The 15,309-nt window shown below is 67.6% G+C and carries 17 protein-coding genes; 9 read left to right on the top strand and 8 right to left on the bottom strand.

Features of this window, described 5'->3' with window-relative positions:
- Positions 1-55: 55 nt before the first annotated feature.
- Together WFK61_RS14070 and WFK61_RS14075 are read left to right on the top strand one after the other, a co-directional pair.
- Entirely contained in the window at positions 56-256 is a 201-nt protein-coding gene (locus WFK61_RS14070) for a hypothetical protein (protein WP_336812604.1), read from the top strand.
- A gap of 112 nt (positions 257-368) precedes the next feature.
- Positions 369-1,976 carry a carboxyl transferase domain-containing protein gene (locus tag WFK61_RS14075; RefSeq protein WP_336812606.1) on the top strand — a complete coding sequence of 536 codons (1,608 nt, stop codon included), beginning with the start codon at positions 369-371 and terminating at the stop codon, positions 1,974-1,976.
- Positions 1,977-2,012: 36 nt separating this feature from the next.
- On the opposite strand, the gene WFK61_RS14080 is transcribed toward WFK61_RS14075, so the two are convergent.
- The 3 genes from WFK61_RS14080 to WFK61_RS14090 all read right to left on the bottom strand — a co-directional run bounded on the left by WFK61_RS14080 (position 2,013) and on the right by WFK61_RS14090 (position 4,484).
- Complete coding sequence (locus tag WFK61_RS14080; protein WP_336812608.1) at positions 2,013-2,504, bottom strand: class I SAM-dependent methyltransferase; 492 nt, start codon at positions 2,502-2,504, stop codon at positions 2,013-2,015.
- A gap of 165 nt (positions 2,505-2,669) precedes the next feature.
- Positions 2,670-3,140, bottom strand: coding sequence for a hypothetical protein (locus WFK61_RS14085; protein ID WP_336812610.1), 471 nt, complete (start codon positions 3,138-3,140; stop codon positions 2,670-2,672).
- Between the two features lie 69 nt (positions 3,141-3,209).
- A complete protein-coding gene (locus WFK61_RS14090; protein WP_336812612.1) occupies positions 3,210-4,484 on the bottom strand; it encodes an MFS transporter in 1,275 nt (424 codons plus the stop codon).
- A gap of 116 nt (positions 4,485-4,600) precedes the next feature.
- Here WFK61_RS14090 and WFK61_RS14095 point away from each other — a divergent pair, with 116 nt between their 5' ends.
- Complete coding sequence (locus tag WFK61_RS14095; protein ID WP_336812613.1) at positions 4,601-5,053, top strand: winged helix-turn-helix transcriptional regulator; 453 nt, start codon at positions 4,601-4,603, stop codon at positions 5,051-5,053.
- 10 nt (positions 5,054-5,063) lie between these two features.
- On the opposite strand, the gene WFK61_RS14100 is transcribed toward WFK61_RS14095, so the two are convergent.
- Positions 5,064-6,149, bottom strand: coding sequence for a Kelch repeat-containing protein (locus tag WFK61_RS14100; RefSeq protein ID WP_336812615.1), 1,086 nt, complete (start codon positions 6,147-6,149; stop codon positions 5,064-5,066).
- A gap of 153 nt (positions 6,150-6,302) precedes the next feature.
- Here WFK61_RS14100 and WFK61_RS14105 point away from each other — a divergent pair, with 153 nt between their 5' ends.
- The 3 genes from WFK61_RS14105 (at position 6,303) to WFK61_RS14115 (ending at position 9,938) form a co-directional block, all read left to right on the top strand.
- Positions 6,303-7,064: an SDR family oxidoreductase gene (locus tag WFK61_RS14105; RefSeq protein WP_336812617.1), complete on the top strand. Its 762-nt coding sequence runs from the start codon at positions 6,303-6,305 to the stop codon at positions 7,062-7,064.
- Between the two features lie 167 nt (positions 7,065-7,231).
- On the top strand, positions 7,232-7,921 hold the full coding sequence (locus tag WFK61_RS14110) for a cation efflux transmembrane domain-containing protein (RefSeq protein ID WP_336812619.1): 690 nt from the start codon (positions 7,232-7,234) through the stop codon (positions 7,919-7,921).
- Positions 7,922-7,952: 31 nt separating this feature from the next.
- Positions 7,953-9,938 (top strand): acetyl-CoA carboxylase biotin carboxylase subunit, encoded by a 1,986-nt coding sequence (locus WFK61_RS14115; RefSeq protein ID WP_336812621.1) that lies wholly within the window; start codon positions 7,953-7,955, stop codon positions 9,936-9,938.
- A gap of 10 nt (positions 9,939-9,948) precedes the next feature.
- On the opposite strand, the gene WFK61_RS14120 is transcribed toward WFK61_RS14115, so the two are convergent.
- The 3 genes from WFK61_RS14120 to WFK61_RS14130 form a co-directional block, all read right to left on the bottom strand.
- Complete coding sequence (locus WFK61_RS14120) at positions 9,949-10,269, bottom strand: hypothetical protein (RefSeq protein ID WP_336812623.1); 321 nt, start codon at positions 10,267-10,269, stop codon at positions 9,949-9,951.
- 312 nt (positions 10,270-10,581) lie between these two features.
- A complete protein-coding gene (locus WFK61_RS14125) occupies positions 10,582-11,418 on the bottom strand; it encodes an aminoglycoside phosphotransferase family protein (protein WP_442896303.1) in 837 nt (278 codons plus the stop codon).
- 5 nt (positions 11,419-11,423) lie between these two features.
- Positions 11,424-12,191 carry an SDR family oxidoreductase gene (locus WFK61_RS14130; RefSeq protein ID WP_336812627.1) on the bottom strand — a complete coding sequence of 256 codons (768 nt, stop codon included), beginning with the start codon at positions 12,189-12,191 and terminating at the stop codon, positions 11,424-11,426.
- A gap of 219 nt (positions 12,192-12,410) precedes the next feature.
- On the opposite strand from WFK61_RS14130, the gene WFK61_RS14135 reads away from it, so the two are divergent.
- A complete protein-coding gene (locus WFK61_RS14135) occupies positions 12,411-12,848 on the top strand; it encodes a DUF1489 family protein (protein WP_257735158.1) in 438 nt (145 codons plus the stop codon).
- Positions 12,849-12,854: 6 nt separating this feature from the next.
- Here WFK61_RS14135 and panC read toward each other — a convergent pair whose 3' ends face one another.
- The gene (gene panC, locus WFK61_RS14140) at positions 12,855-13,703 is read right to left on the bottom strand and encodes a pantoate--beta-alanine ligase (RefSeq protein WP_336812629.1); all 849 of its coding nucleotides are present in this window, start codon (positions 13,701-13,703) and stop codon (positions 12,855-12,857) included.
- Positions 13,704-13,797: 94 nt separating this feature from the next.
- On the opposite strand from panC, the gene WFK61_RS14145 reads away from it, so the two are divergent.
- Positions 13,798-14,538, top strand: coding sequence for a VWA domain-containing protein (locus WFK61_RS14145; RefSeq protein ID WP_336812631.1), 741 nt, complete (start codon positions 13,798-13,800; stop codon positions 14,536-14,538).
- Positions 14,535-15,254 (top strand): DnaJ domain-containing protein, encoded by a 720-nt coding sequence (locus WFK61_RS14150; RefSeq protein WP_336812633.1) that lies wholly within the window; start codon positions 14,535-14,537, stop codon positions 15,252-15,254. The genes WFK61_RS14145 and WFK61_RS14150 overlap by 4 nt, the downstream gene beginning before the upstream one ends.
- The last annotated feature ends 55 nt before the right edge of the window (positions 15,255-15,309 follow it).

Below are 15,309 nucleotides of genomic sequence, written 5' to 3' on the forward strand. Positions count from 1 at the left end.
GTTAGCCATGGCGCGGCCATCTTCGACCGGGGTTGGGTTGAAGATGGGGACGACAATGCGAAACTTTTTCCTGGCGGGCGGCATCGCCCTGCTGCTCGCAGGCTGCAATACGACCGACCAGCGCATCGCCGGTGCCGCGGCCGGCGCGGGCGCCGGCGCGCTCGTCGGCGGGCCGATCGGCGCCATTGCCGGTGGTGCGATCGGTGCCGTCGCGGCGCCGTCCGTGACCGGCTCGATCAACAAGATGAAGGAATAGGCCGATCCAGCGGCGCGGATTTGCACGGCCGCGTCCGTGCGTCCGCGCCGGTTGGCGTTTTCGACGCGGCGCGCCATAAACTCGGCAGAGATTGTCGTCGAGGAGCGCGCCCGTGCCTGTCATCGAGAGCAAGGTCGATCTGAATTCGGCCGAGACGCGCGCCAATGCCGAGGCCTGGGCCGGATTGCGCGACGAACTCCAGCAACATCGCGCCACCGCTGCGCTCGGCGGCAATGCCAAGTCCCGCGAGCGTCACACCGCGCGCGGCAAGCTTTTGCCGCGCGAACGCGTGCTGCGCCTGACCGATCCGGGCTCCGCCTTCCTCGAAATCGGCTCGCTTGCCGCCTTCGGCATGTATGAGGGTGATGTCCACGCCGCCGGCATGATCGCCGGCATCGGCCGGGTCGCCGGCCGCGAATGCATGATCGTCTGCAACGACGCGACGATCAAAGGCGGCACCTATTATCCGATGACGGTGAAGAAGCATCTGCGAGCGCAGGAGATCGCGCGCGAGAACCGCTTGCCCTGTATCTACCTCGTCGATTCCGGTGGCGCCAACCTGCCGCACCAGACCGAGGTCTTTCCCGACCGCGAGCATTTCGGCCGCATCTTCTACAATCAGGCGACGCTCTCGGCCGAAGGCATTCCGCAGGTCGCGGTGGTGATGGGCTCCTGCACCGCGGGCGGCGCCTATGTGCCGGCGATGTCGGACGAGACAGTGATCGTCAGAAAACAGGGCACTATCTTCCTCGGCGGCCCGCCGCTGGTGAAGGCCGCGACCGGCGAGGTCGTCTCGGCCGAGGATCTGGGCGGCGCCGACGTACATGCGCGCCTTTCGGGCGTCGCTGATCATTATGCCGGCGACGATACCCATGCGCTCGCCATTGCCCGGCGCATCGCCGGCAACCTCAACAGCGTGAAGCGGCCGGATATCGACATCGCCGAGCCGGTCGAGCCGCTCTACGATCCGGCCGAACTCGAAGCCGTGGTCCCGACCGATCTCAAGAAGCAGTACGACATCCGCGAAGTGATCGCGCGCCTCGTCGATGGCTCGGAGTTCGACGAGTTCAAGAAGCTCTACGGCACCACGCTCGTGACGGGCTTCGCCCGCATCCACGGCATTCCGGTCGGGATCATCGCCAATAACGGCATCCTGTTCTCGGAGAGCGCGGTCAAGGGCGCGCATTTCATCGAATTGTGCTGCCAGCGGCGGATTCCGCTGCTGTTCCTGCAGAACATCACCGGTTTCATGGTCGGCCGCGATGTCGAGACGCGCGGTATCGCCAAGGACGGCGCCAAGCTCGTCACGGCGGTGGCCTCGGCGCGCGTGCCGAAGATTACCGTGCTGGTCGGCGGTTCCTTCGGCGCCGGCAATTACGGCATGTGCGGGCGGGCCTATTCGCCGCGCTTCCTGTTCACGTGGCCGAATTCGCGCATCTCGGTGATGGGCGGCGAGCAGGCGGCGAGCGTGCTTGCGACCGTGCGCCGCGACAATATCGAGGCCGAAGGCAAGAGTTGGCCTGCCGCCGACGAGGAGGCCTTCAAGGCGCCGATCCGCAGCAAGTATGAGGAGGAAGGCTCGCCCTATTTCGCCACGGCGCGGCTCTGGGACGACGGCATCATCCTGCCCTCCGAGACCCGCCGCGTGCTGGCGCTCGCCTTTTCCGCGACGCTCAATGCAGAGGTGCCGGAGACGAAGTTCGGCGTGTTCCGGATGTGACGGACGGCGCTGCTGGCCTTGCCGGCGGCGCCTGCCTCAACCGGCTCGCCGATAGGCGAAATAGCGCTCCGCCGGGACGCCCTGCGGCAATGCCATCGGTTCCAGCTGGTCGTGGGCCAGGGGCCAGCCGCTCAGCACGATGGCGCCTGGCAGGGCCAATGCCGCTGTGTGGGCCGGCAGCCATGAGAAGGCGATGGCGTCGCGCTCCGGTGCGCCGGTCGTGACATCGACATGGATCAGCGCCGCCGCCGCTCCATGCCGGTTCGCGAAGGCCGGCAGCGTCTCCGCCATATCGCCGACGACGAGGAGATGCGCCGGGGGCGTCGATTGCGGATTCGCCTGCGGATGCCGCTCGAACACGTGGATGTCGCGGTTCGGCAGCAGCTCCCGCAGATGATCGTAAGTCCGGCCGTTGCCGAGGCCCAGTTCGAGAACGAGGCCGTCACGGCCCTGGATCGCGGCTGCGGCCCAGTTCAGGACGGTGCGCTGTGCCTCGAGGCGGCGAATGAAACTGTCCAGGCGGCTCATCGGCTTCCATTCGTCGCGTTGCGGCTTGCGGGTGGCTGGCCGGCCTCGGCGCGTTTCAGCTTCCAGCATGCCGGCGCGCCCGGCAGCACGCGAATGAAAACCTGTTGCGCGCTGCGCTCCGTGCGCCGCTTCCAGATGGTTTCCAATAAAGGGATTGCAACCGTCTCAGCGCAATTCGACCTTCACGACCTCGTAGACGGCCCGCGCGCCGCGCTTGTCGCCGGGCGCGACGAGGCGCCAGCCGCCATCCAGCGGCTTGCCGTCCACCGCCGAGACGAGGATCAGGGGCAGGTTGCCGAAATCGGGGTGGATTTCACCGATCGAGAAGGCGATCTGGTAGCCGTCCTTCGCGCTGACGACGAAGGTCTTCTTCAATTGCTCGACGGGCTTCAGGCCATCGAGCGCCTTGTTCGCCTGCAGGACATCCCAGAGCAGCACGCCCTTGTAGCGTCGCGTCGCCGGTCCTTTCGAGGTCTCGAAGGTGACCTCGCGCTCGGCCACGGGCAAGGCGGCGAGGGATTGCGATGAGAGCCGGATCGGCGCGGGGCCGATGCCGGTGAGTTCGACGGCCGGCTCCTGGGCGCGCAGGGCCGGCGCGATCGCCAGGAGGGCAAGCAGGATCAGGGTGCGAAGCAAGGTGGGCAATCCCCGTTGCAGGTCGCCGGCATCAGGACATCATCCGCTTACGCCTGTCGATGGTTCATTTCATGGCTGAAGCGGCATCGTCGCTCCGGCCGGCATGGCCTTGCGCGTGATGGCCCAGAACAGCAGCGCGATCAGGCTGATCGCTGCGCCGAGCGCGCAGACGCCCGTCCAGCCGGCATGGGCGTAGGCGACGGTCGATGCCGACGAGCCTGCGGCACTGCCGATCGAATAGAAGACCATATAGGCCGCCGTCAGGCGGTTCTGCGCTTCCGGCCTGACCCGGTAGATCATCGCCTGGTTGGTGACATGGACGGCCTGGAGCCCGAAATCGATGATCAGAACGCCTGCGACCAGCCAGAGGATCGAGCGATCCAACTGGGCGATCAGCAGCCAGGACAGCAGCATCAACCCAAGCGCGATGCCCGTCGTGCGCTGGCCGTGGCCCCGGTCGGTCCAGCGCCCGGCGCGGGTGGCCCCCAGCGCGCCGGCCACGCCCGCCAGCCCGAACAGGCCGATCTGCGTATGGGAGAAGGAGAAGGGTGGCGCGCTCAGCGGCAGGACGAGCGGCGTGAGCAGCGTCGTGATGTTGGCGAAGATCAGCATGGCGATGATGCCGCGGATAAGCAGCACGGGCTCTTCGATGATCAGCGTGACCAGCGAGGCGATCAGGCGGCCATAGGAGAGGCCGGTGGCGCTTCGCTCCTGCCTTGGCAGTGCCTTCCAGAGCAGGAAAGCGATCATCAGCGTCAGCACGGCCGAAACGAAGTAGACGGTTCGCCAGCCGGAGAGATCGGTCAGGGCGCCGGCGACGGTTCGCGCCAGCAGGATGCCGATCACGATGCCGCTGGTGACGATGCCGACCACGTGGCCCCGCTCGGAGGGCCGCGCCAGGCTCGCCGCGTAGGCGACGAGCGCCTGCGTGACGACGGCCAGCAATCCGACCGCGGCCATCGAACCGAGGAGCATCGCGGCCGATTGCGAGAAGCCGACGCTGGCGAGCGCCAGGACCGAAAGCACGGATTGCCCGACAATGAGCTTGCGGCGGTCGAACAGATCGCCCAGCGGGACGAGGAAAAGCAGGCCAAGTCCGTAGCCGAGCTGCGTTGCGCCGACGATCAGCCCGGCGACCGTGCGCGACAGGCCGAGATCATCCGCCATCACGTCGAGCAGGGGATGGGCGAAATAGGCATTCGCCACCGCGAGCCCGCTGGCGACGGCGAAGAGCAGGATCGTCCGGTTGTTCAGGGTGCGCTGCGGGGCGGATGACACTCCGCCAGGGGCGCGCGCGCTCGCGTTCGCGGGCGCCGGAGGCGCCGCGTCCTGGATCAATCTCATTGTAGACTCCGGGTAGTTCGGTTTTATAATGAAACCGACATGAGCTGTAATGATATTGGTTTTATCATGCAACCAAAAATGGCGACGCGGATCAAAAACCAGCGGAGGCCGCGCTGATGGTCGCCCGCACGAGCCTCAAGGGCGATTACTGCCCAAGCGCACGCTCCCTCGATGTGATCGGCGACTGGTGGTCGCTCTTGATCGTCCGTGACGCTTTTGACGGGATGACCCGCTTCGGCGAGTTCCAGAAGAGCCTCGGCATCGCCAAGAACATCCTGACGGATCGGCTCAAGACGCTGGTGGAGAACGACATTCTGGAAACCGTCCCCGTGGGCGACGGCGGCGCGCGCATGCAATATCGCCTGACGGCGGTGGGGAAGGACCTCTTCCCCGTGATGGTCGCGCTGCGGCAATTCGGCGAACGCCATCTCTTTGCGCCGGAGGAGGAGCGCTCGCGTCTGGTCGAGCGTGAGACCGGCCTATCTGTGCGCCTCGATGTCCGCACCGAGGACGGACGCGCGATCGGACCGGATCAGGCCGTCATCCTGAAGGTGCCTGAGAAGGACTGAACGAGCGGCCTCACCCCAGCGAGAACGCTTCGTGCACGGCGCTCTGCACGCCGCCGCCCATGACCGGGCCGCCACCGGCGACATGGATCGCGTCGCCGACCAGCGCCGCGCCCAGCCCGTGGCGGGGCGTCAGCATCGGCGCATATTGCTCCCAGCCATCGCTCTTGGGGTCATAGGCTTCCATCTGGCCGAAGACGCGGTTGGTGCCTTCCCCGCCCATGACGAAGACCCTGCCGCGATAGAGCACGGCGCCATGGCCGGAGCGGCCGGTCGGCATCGGCGTGCGCATCGTCCATTTATCCGCCGCCGGATCGTAGGAATGGTGCAGGTTCGAGTTGGTGTGGAAGGAATCGACGCGCCCGCCGATGACATGGATCAGGTTGCCGATGGCGAGCGTGCCGGTGTGGTCGCGGGCGGTCGGCAGGGGCGTGCGCTCGCTCCAGCGGTCGGCCTTGGGGTCGTAGACCAGATGCCAATCGATCGAGCGCTTGGTCTCGGTGGTCTCGCCGATGGCGCCGCCGATGACATGCAGCACGCCGCCGAGGCCGACCACGGCGGTCGAGCCGGCGGCGCGGGGCAGGGCGGCGATCTCGGCCCAGCGATCGGCCTTCGGGTCATAGGTGAAGCAGCGCGGATGCGGCTTGCGGTTCTGCTCGAGGAAGCCGCCGATCGCGTAGAGCTTGCTGTCGAGGAAGGCGACGCCGACATGGTTGGCGCCCTGCGGCAGGGGCGCACCGTCATGCCATTTGTCGGCCTTGCCCTCGTAGACATGGTGATAGGGGCGATCGGTGCGCTGCTCGCCATAGCCGCCGACGACATGCATCCGATCCTCGAAGGCGGTCGCCCAGGCCATTTCCGAGCGCGGCAGCGGCAAGGGCGCTTTCGCGCTCCAGCGGCCGGGCATCGCGGCTTTCGGGGCGGGCGAATCGAAGACGTTCTGCGTTGCCGCCAGCGGCGGTTTCTCGATCCGGCCGGGCTGGCTGAGCCGCTCATATTGCGGGCCGTGATGCTCGTGGCCCTGCTGCTGGGCCAATGCCGGGCTGGCAAGCGCCGCGGCGCCGGCTGCAAGCAGATGGCGGCGGTTCAGGCTGGTCATCGCGTCGTCCTCCCGACTACAACGATAGGGCAGAGCTGGCGGGCGGCAAGCGCATGGAATGCGGGCCCTCCCATGGTTCCCCCGAGCGGTTTCGCCCGTTATGGTCGGGCGCCATCTCAAACGATTTAGGCCCAGGGAAATACGAGGAAACGCATGGCGGGACATAACAAGGTCGCGATCATCACCGGCGCCGGCTCGGGCGTGGGGCGCTCGGTCGCCATCGCCTTCCTGAAGGACGGCTATCGCACCGTGCTGGCCGGCCGCCGCGCGGATGCGCTGGAGGAGACGATTCAGCTCTCCGGCGTCGACAAGGGCCGCGCGCTGGCGGTGCCGACCGATGTCACCGACAAGGCCTCGGTCGAGAACCTGTTCGCCAGGACGAAGGACGCTTTCGGCCGGGTCGACGTGCTCTTCAACAATGCCGGCGTGAATGCGCCCGGCGGCGTGCTGCTGGAGGATCTTTCGTTGGAGGACTGGCAGAAGGTGGTCGATACCAACCTGACCGGGCCGTTCCTCTGCACCCAGGCCGCCTTCAAGGCGATGAAGGAGCAGACGCCGCAGGGCGGGCGCATCATCAATAACGGTTCGATCTCGGCCCATGCGCCGCGGCCGAATTCCGTCGCCTATACCGCGACGAAGCATGCGATCTCGGGCCTGACCAAGACGGCCGCGCTCGACGGGCGCAAATACGACATTGCCGTCGGTCAGGTCGATATCGGCAACGCGCTGACCGAGATGGCGCGCAAGATGACGACGGGCGTGCCGCAGGCGGACGGCTCGATCAAGGTCGAGGCGGTGATGGATGTCGAGCATGTCGCGACGACCGTCCTGCACATGGCCGGCCTGCCGCCCGAGGCGAACGTGCTGTTCGTCACGGTAATGGCGACCAAGGCGCCGCTCGTCGGGCGCGGCTGAGCGGACAGGCTTCCCCTCTTGCCAGTCGTCCCGGGCGCAGCGCAGCGTAGACCCGGGATCCATTCCTGAGCCTTGCCGATTTCTGTTCCGGCATGGATCCCGGATCGGCGCCGCTGCGCGGCTTGTCCGGGATGACAGGGGTGAGGGTGGTCACAGCGGAGCAAGGCATGGCTGGCCGGGGCGAGCCCGACCATGATGGTGTAGGAGGCTCGGTACCGAGCCCTGCCGTCGCCCGCGCCTATACGCTCACCATCTGGGGCATCGCGCTCGGCATTCTGATCCAGGCGGTGGCGACCGTCGTCTGGGCGCTCGCCATCGGCAATGCCCAGCTCTTCAAGGATGGCGTCGACTGGGTCTACGACGTCGCGCTCTACGGCATCGCCGCGATCGTCTTCGGCCGCGATGCGCGGATCGAGCGGTTGGCGGCGGTCGCGATCGGCGCCGTCATGGCGGTGGCCGGGCTGCACACGCTCTACGATCTCTGGGACAAGATCGTCCGGCCAAGGCCGATCGAAATCTGGACGCTCGGCTTCGCGGCGGCGAGCGCCATCGTCATCGCCTTCTTCGTCGTCGCCGCGCTCTGGCGCTTCCGGCGCGAGCAGAACCCGGTGATCAAGGCGACCTGGCTGTCGAGCCGCAACGATACGATCTCGACGACGGGCTTCGCTCTGGTCGGGCTCGCCGCGCGAGTCGCGCCGGTGCGCTGGCCGGAATATCTGTTCGATCTCGTCGTCGCCGGCATCTGCTTCCAGGCGACATGGGCGATCTGGCGCTCGCTGCGGTGGAGCGCGAATTCGGAAGCGTCCCAATCCGGTTTGCGCAACAAGGCGCAGACAGACGCCACGGGCGGGCTATAAAGGCGGCACGTCTCCTGAGGATGCCGCCGCCATGACGATCGCCGCCAAGCTGCCCTCCATCCTGATCGCCAATCGCGGCGAGATCGCCTGCCGGGTGATCCGCACCGCCCGGCGGCTGGGCTTGCGCACCATCGCCGTCTATTCGGATGCCGATGCCGAGGCGCTGTTCGTGCAGATGGCGGACGAGGCCTACCATATCGGCCCGGCCCCGGCCCGCGAGAGCTATCTCGACGCGGCCAAGATCCTCGCCGTCGCCAAGGAGGCGGGCGCCGCCTGCATCCATCCGGGCTATGGCTTCCTCTCCGAGAACGCCGAATTCGCCGATGCCTGCGCGGCGGCCGGCATCGTCTTCGTCGGTCCGCCGGCCTCGGCCATCCGGGCGATGGGCCTGAAGGACGCTGCCAAGGCGCTGGTCGAGAAGGCCAGCGTGCCGGTGGTGCCGGGCTATCACGGCGCCGAGCAGGATGTCGCATTCCTGGCGAAGGAGGCCGAGCGGATCGGCTACCCCGTGCTGATCAAGGCGGTTGCCGGCGGCGGCGGCAAGGGCATGAAGAAGGTCGACCGGGCCGAAGATTTTCCGGACGCCCTGACCAGCGCCCAGCGCGAAGGCAAGAACGCCTTCGGCGATGCCCGCGTACTGGTCGAGAAATACGTGCTCTCGCCGCGCCATGTCGAAATCCAGGTCTTCGGCGACAGCCACGGCAATGTCGTCCATCTCTACGAGCGCGACTGCTCCTTGCAGCGCCGGCACCAGAAGGTGATCGAGGAGGCGCCGGCGCCGGGCATGAGCGCCGAGGTCCGCGCCGCCATGGGCAAGGCCGCGACCGAGGCCGCGAAGGCCGTAGGTTATGTCGGGGCCGGCACGGTCGAGTTCATTGCCGATGGACGTGACGGCCTGAAGGCCGACGGCTTCTGGTTCATGGAGATGAATACGCGGCTTCAGGTCGAGCATCCCGTCACGGAGGCGATCACCGGGCTCGATCTCGTCGAATTGCAGTTGAAGGTCGCGGCCGGCGAGCCGCTCGGCTTCACGCAGTCCGATGTCTCGGCCACGGGCCATGCCGTCGAGGCGCGGCTTTATGCCGAGGACCCGGAGAAGGGCTTCCTGCCTTCGACCGGCAAGCTCTGGGCGCTGCAATTCCCCGAAGGCGAGGGCATCCGCATCGATACCGGCGTCGAGGCCGGCGATACGGTGACGCCGTTCTACGACCCGATGATCGCCAAGGTGATCGCCTACGGTCCGACGAGGGATGTGGCGCTCGATCGGCTGGGCGCGGCTCTGGGCGAGACGGTTGTCGCCGGCCCGCGCACCAATCTGGCCTTCCTGAAGAAGCTGACGGAAGCGGAGGGCTTCCGGAAGGGGCCGTTCGATACCGGCTTCATCGACCGCAATATCAGCGCGCTCGGCGCCGAGCCGCAGCCGCTCGATGCGGCAGCGGTGGCGGCGGCGGCCTTGCAGCTCGAAGAGGAGCGGCAGGCGGCGGGCATGATCGCGGCGGCGGGCCGGGCGGAGGGCGAAACCCGCTCACCCTGGCTCGATCCCGACGCCTTCTCGCTGATGCCGCGCCAGCCGCTCGGCCTGCCACTGATGGTCGATGGCGAGCGCGTCGAGGCGCGGATCGAATGGCATGGCGACGATGCGCGCGTCAGCCTGCCCGGTCATGAGATCGGCGAGGGCGAGCACGAGATCGCGCTGGCCGAGGGCGAGGGCGGAACATGGTTCGCGCTGCATCGCGGCCGCCAGACGGCGGTCTCGCTGTTCGATCCGTTCGGCGTCGATCTCGATGCGGCGGCGGGCTCGGGCGGCGTGGTCAAGGCGCCGATGCATGGCAAGCTGGTGGCGCTCTTTGTGGCGCCGGGCGAGGCCGTGACCAAGGGCCAGCGCCTCGCCATCGTCGAGGCGATGAAGATGGAGCATGTGCTGACCGCCCCGCGCGACGGCACGGTCAGCGAGGTCGTGGGCGAGCCCGGCGCGCAGGTGGCGGAAGGCGCGAAGGTGGTCGTGCTGGGAGATTGACCGGGGGCGGTCAGGGTCTGAACTGGAAGCGGCCGCCCTGTCCGTTGATCAGGTAGTAATTGCCGGCATCCTTGACGATCCTGTCGCAGCGGGCTTGGCCGGAGTCGAAATCGACGCAGATGCGCCCGTTGTCAACGCGATACTTGCCGGGGTTGCCGCCGTTGAAGGTATAGCGCCCATCGGCGCCATAGGACGCGGATGACGAACCGATCGCCACCGACTTCCCGCCGATGAGCTTCTGAAGCTCAGCTTTCGGGACGGGCTTGTCTTGAGCGTTGGCGGTGCTGGAAGCACTGACGAGGGCCATCGCGGCCAGAATGAGAATGCGCATTGAAGCCCCCCTGATGCATTACGCTGCGTCAGGGGTATCTTATTTTGATGGCCTTTGGCGTCAACGCTTCGCGCGAGCTTGTCGATGCAGCTCGCTCCGGGTTGCGCGATTCCTGTTTCGTGAGTCGGTCGAGTCGCTTGCGGTTTCCTGTTGAGATTTTGATTCAGGGTCTGACTGGGCCCTCGCTCCCGTCCTCCCGGACAAGCGACGAAGCCGCGCCGATCCGGGATCCATTCCGGAGCGCTTCAGGCATGAAGCCCGGGCCTTCGCTTCGCTTCGCCCGGGATAACGGGGGTTGGAGCAACGGGAGGGCTAGTCGACGAGCGCCACGGCCGCCTTTTTCAAGATGGCGAGATTGATTTTCGCCAGCGGGTCGCCGTCTTCCAGAAACCAGCTTGCCGACAAGCCGCACCACGCGATGATCCAGCGCAACAGGCGTTCCCGGTCGAGCCCGGATTTCGCCAGCACGATCTCCAGCCGCCGCTCGAAGGCGCCGGGCGCGATGGCGACAGGAGGTTCGGGATCGGCGAGATCGGGATCGCAGAACAGGATCGTGTATTCGAAGGCGCAGTCGCCGATCACCGATTTCGGATCGATGGCGAGCCAGCCGCGTTCCTCGAAGTCGAGGACGTTGTCGTGATGCAGATCGGCATGGAGCGGCATGATCTCCTGCTGGGCGGGCAGGAGCGTGCTTGCGTCCATCGCAGCGCGAACGAGCAGGCCGCCATGCTTTGCCGCTGCCGTAAACAGGTCCTTGAACCAGATGTCGAGCGGGATCAGCCCGTCGGGAGCCGGGCCGCGCGGCTTCTGCAAACCTGCGATGGCGTCGCAAAGAATGGCGGTGGCTTCGCTGTCGCCTTTGGCACCGCTGCGCGCCATGGCGGCCAGAGAGCGCTTTCCGGTGGCACGCTCGATCAGCATCGCCTCGCCGTTCCCGCTGCGGGCGAGCAGACGGGCGGCGCCGTCGCCGTTCCAGTATTCCAGCGGCAGGTAGCCGCGCCGCTCGTCCTCGGCATCGGGCAGCTTCAGCATGGCGGGCGCGCCGCCCTGCAGCACGGGCAGCAGGTGGCTGGCATGCGTCCTGATCGGCTCGCCGTCGGCGACGAGGCCCCAGCGGGCGAGCCAGGGATCGAAAACCGCCCCGGACACCGGGCTCATCCGCGACCGATCACCGGGAACTGCTCGGCCTCGTAGATCTGGCCGGAGACCGGCGCGCTATCCTCCGAGAGCCAGAAGGCGGTGTGGGCGGCGATCTCCTCCGGCTGCATGATCCGGCCGGTCGGGGCGTCGCGCAATGGCAGGTGGTTCTGCCAGCCGGGCTTGCGGCCTTCGCGCTGCTGGGTCGCGTCCTCGTTGGCGGTCCAGGTCCAGCCGACATTGAGCTGGTTGGCGCGGATGCGCTCGGGGCCGAGCGTATTGGCGAGATTGCGCGTCATCGTCATCAGCGCGCCCTTCGACATCGAATACACCGTGAGGTTCGAGAGGCCGCAATAGGCGTTGATCGAGCCGACGGTGACGATGGCGCCGGGCGATTTCTGGGTGCGGAAGGCGCGGATCGCAGCCTCCGCACAGAGCAATGGCGCGCGGGTGTTGATCGCGAACATATGGTCGAAGAAGGCGGCGGTGGCCTCGGTCAGGATGCCGCGCGGATAGATGCCGGCATTGTTGACGAGTCCGTCGATGCGGCCGAAGGCGGCGATGGTGGCATCGACGATGACTTGGGCGGTCGCGGGCTCCGCGAGATCGCCGGTCGCGCCTGACGTCGCCGTCCCGAGCCGGGCGACGGCTGCCTCGACCTCAGCGGCATCGCGGCCGTGGATCAGCACCTTGGCGCCCTCGGCGACGAGGCGTTCGGCCATCGCGAAGCCGATGCCGGTCGAGGAACCGGTGACGAGAATGACCTTGCCTGCAAGTCCGCGCATGATGGAGCGTCCGTAGCCTGTCGAGGAAATGAGCATGACGGTGAAGCGTATCGTGGCGAACATGCTAACCGCCGAGCCGGGGCTGGCCAAACCTTTCTACGGCGACATTTTCGATATGCACCCCGTCATGGACGTGCCCGCGCATCGCGGTTGACGCCGGGCTGTGGAGAATAAACGGGGAGGCTGGCCGGCTGGCGTTCCGAGGCCTATTTTGCGGCCATGCCCCTACACCTGCTCAAACTCTGCGTCGGCGCGGAATCGATCAGCGACCTCGAGGACTGGATCGCCGAGCGTCAGGCGCAGCGCCGCGCCCGCGGCGAGCCGGCCGAGCAATTGCACACCACGCGCATGGTGCCGAAGAAGATCGAGGAGATCCTCGATGGCGGCTCGCTCTACTGGGTGATCAAGGGCCAGATATCGGCGCGCCAGCGTCTCACCGATATCCGCCCCTTCACCGATGGCGAGGGCATCGGCCGCTGCCATCTGGTGATGGAGCCGGTCGTGGTGCCGGTCGAGCCGCGTCCGTTCCGGCCCTTCCAGGGCTGGCGCTACCTGCAGGTCAAGGACGCTCCTCGCGACCTCTCCGAGCATGGCGGCGATGTCGGCGAGATGCCGGAGGAGCTGCGGCGCGAACTGGCGGGGCTGGGGCTGCTCTAGGCGGCCTCACACCGGAATATTATCGAGCAGCCGCGTGCTGCCGATGCGCGCCGCGAGGATCAGGCGGATCGGCCCGTCCGCGAGCGAGGCGACCGGTGCCAGCGTCTCGGCATGGCGCGCTTCCAGATAGTCGAGCTCGAAACCGGCGCCGATGATCTCGTTCTGCGCGTCGGTGACCGCCTTGAGCAGGTCGTCGCGGTTGCGGATGCGCGCGGCGAGATCCTGCATCACGCGCTGGAGCAGCGGCGCGAGCGCCCGGTGCTCCTCCGAGAGGTAGCGGTTGCGCGAGGACATCGCGAGGCCGTCCGCCTCGCGGATCGTCGCCAGCGGGATGATCCTGATGCCGAGATCGAGATCGGCGGCCATGCGGGTCACGACCTTGAGTTGCTGGTAGTCCTTCTCGCCGAAGATCGCGTAATCGGCACGCGACTGCGTGAAGAGCTTGCAACAGATTGTAGCGACGCCCTCGAAATGCGTCGGGCGGAAGCGGTCCTCCAGTCCGACGGCGGCCGGGCCGAGCAGCAGCACGCGCGTCGCGAAACCGGCGGGATACATCTCTTCGACCGAGGGGAAGAACACCGCGTCGGCGCCGGCCGCGACGAGCTTGGCGCAGTCATCGTCGAAAGTGCGCGGGTATTTCTTGAAATCCTCATGCGGCGCGAACTGCGTCGGGTTGACGAAGATCGTGACGATCACCCGCCTCGCATGGCGCTGGCCCTCGGTGACCAGCGCGATATGGCCCTCGTGCAGCGCGCCCATGGTGGGCACCAGCGCGACCTTTTCGCCGGCCGCATGCCAGCCCGCGACGGCTTCGCGCATCGCGGCGACCGTCTCGAAAACCGTGATTCCAGCCATTCGCGCGCCCTCCGTTCGGCGCACGGGTAGCAAATGCCGCCGCCATGGCCAATATCTTGGACAAAGGGATGATTCAGGCGGAACGAAGGGGCCGATGAGCGAGAGGAAGGACCGGGCCGTCGGCAAGGCGGGAACGACCGCGCCGGCGACGCATTCGCAGCCGGGCGAGATCGACCGTTTTCTTGGCGCGGCGAAGCAGCTCGCGCCCTTGGCGAGCGGGCAGGCGGGGCGGCTCGTCTTCGCGCTCGACGCCACGATGAGCCGCCAGCCGACCTGGGACCTCGCCTGCTCGCTGCAGGCCCGGATGTTCGACGCGACCTCGCAAAGCGGCGGGCTTGCGGTGCAGCTCGTCTATTTCCGGGGCATCGGCGAGTGCCGCGCTTCCGGCTGGGTCGGCGAGCCGGCGCGCCTGACCGGGCTGATGCGCCGCATCGCCTGCGAGGGTGGCCAGACCCAGATCGCGCGCGTGCTGCGCCATATCCGCGACGAGGCCAGGACCGTGCCGGTGCGCGCGTTCGTCTATGTCGGCGATGCGATGGAGGAGGATGTCGATGCGCTCGCGGCGCTTGCCGGCGAACTCGGCCTGCGCGGCATCCGCGGCTTCGTCTTCCAGGAGGGGGATGATCCGGCCGCGAGCGGCGCCTTCGCCGCGATCGCGCGATTGACCGGCGGCGCCCATGCCCGCTTCGACGTGAATGCGCCGGCCTCCCTGCTCGATCTCCTGCGCGGTGCGGCGGCCTATGCGGCCGGCGGACGCGAGGCGATGCTCAGGTTGGCGGGTTCGACCCCAGCGGTGAAGGGACTGATCGCCGCGATGGATGGAGGGCGACGGTGAGCCTGCTTTACGGCGTTGCCGTGCTGATCCTGGTCTGGTGGCTGGTGAAGCTCTTCGCCGGGGCCAATCCCAAGGTGCTGGCGCGATTGGCGAAGACCGGCGGCGGCGTCGCCGCGCTCGGCGTTGCCGGGTTGCTGATGGTGCGCGGCCGGATGGACTTGGCCATCTTCCTCGGCGGCGTCGGTGCCTGGCTGCTCGGCTGGAGCGCGACCGGGCCGGGCGGCATCCGCTTCCCCTGGGCTGATCGCTCCGGCCCGACGCCGGGCGCGACCTCCAAGGTCAAGTCGGCGCTATTGGAGATGGAACTCGACCATGACAGCGGCGCGATGACCGGCAGCGTCACCGCCGGCCCCTATGGGGGGCGCGGGCTCGACAGTCTGGATATGTCCGAGCTTTCCGCGCTGATGCGGGACTGCCTCACGCGCGATCCGGATGGGGCGCGGCTGCTAGAGGCATATCTCGACCGCCGGACGCCCGGCTGGCGTGAAAACGCTCAGCGTGATGGCGACGCGGGGCAGCGCGGCGCGCCGGGCGCGGGCGCGATGACGCAGCAGGAGGCCTACGATATCCTGGGGCTTCAGCCGGGGGCGGGCGAGGAGGCGGTCCGCGAAGCCCATCGGGCCCTGATGAAGCGCATCCACCCGGATGCCGGGGGCACCAGCGGCCTTGCCGCTCGCGTCAACCAGGCCAAGGACGTCCTTCTGAAGCAGCGCTAGCGAAGGGGTTGGGGAGTGGGTCTGCGACATGTCGTGAACTCCTTTCCCGGGTCCC

The sequence above is a fragment of the Allobosea sp. MMO-172 genome (assembly GCF_037147855.1).
GTDB lineage: Bacteria > Pseudomonadota > Alphaproteobacteria > Rhizobiales > Beijerinckiaceae > Allobosea.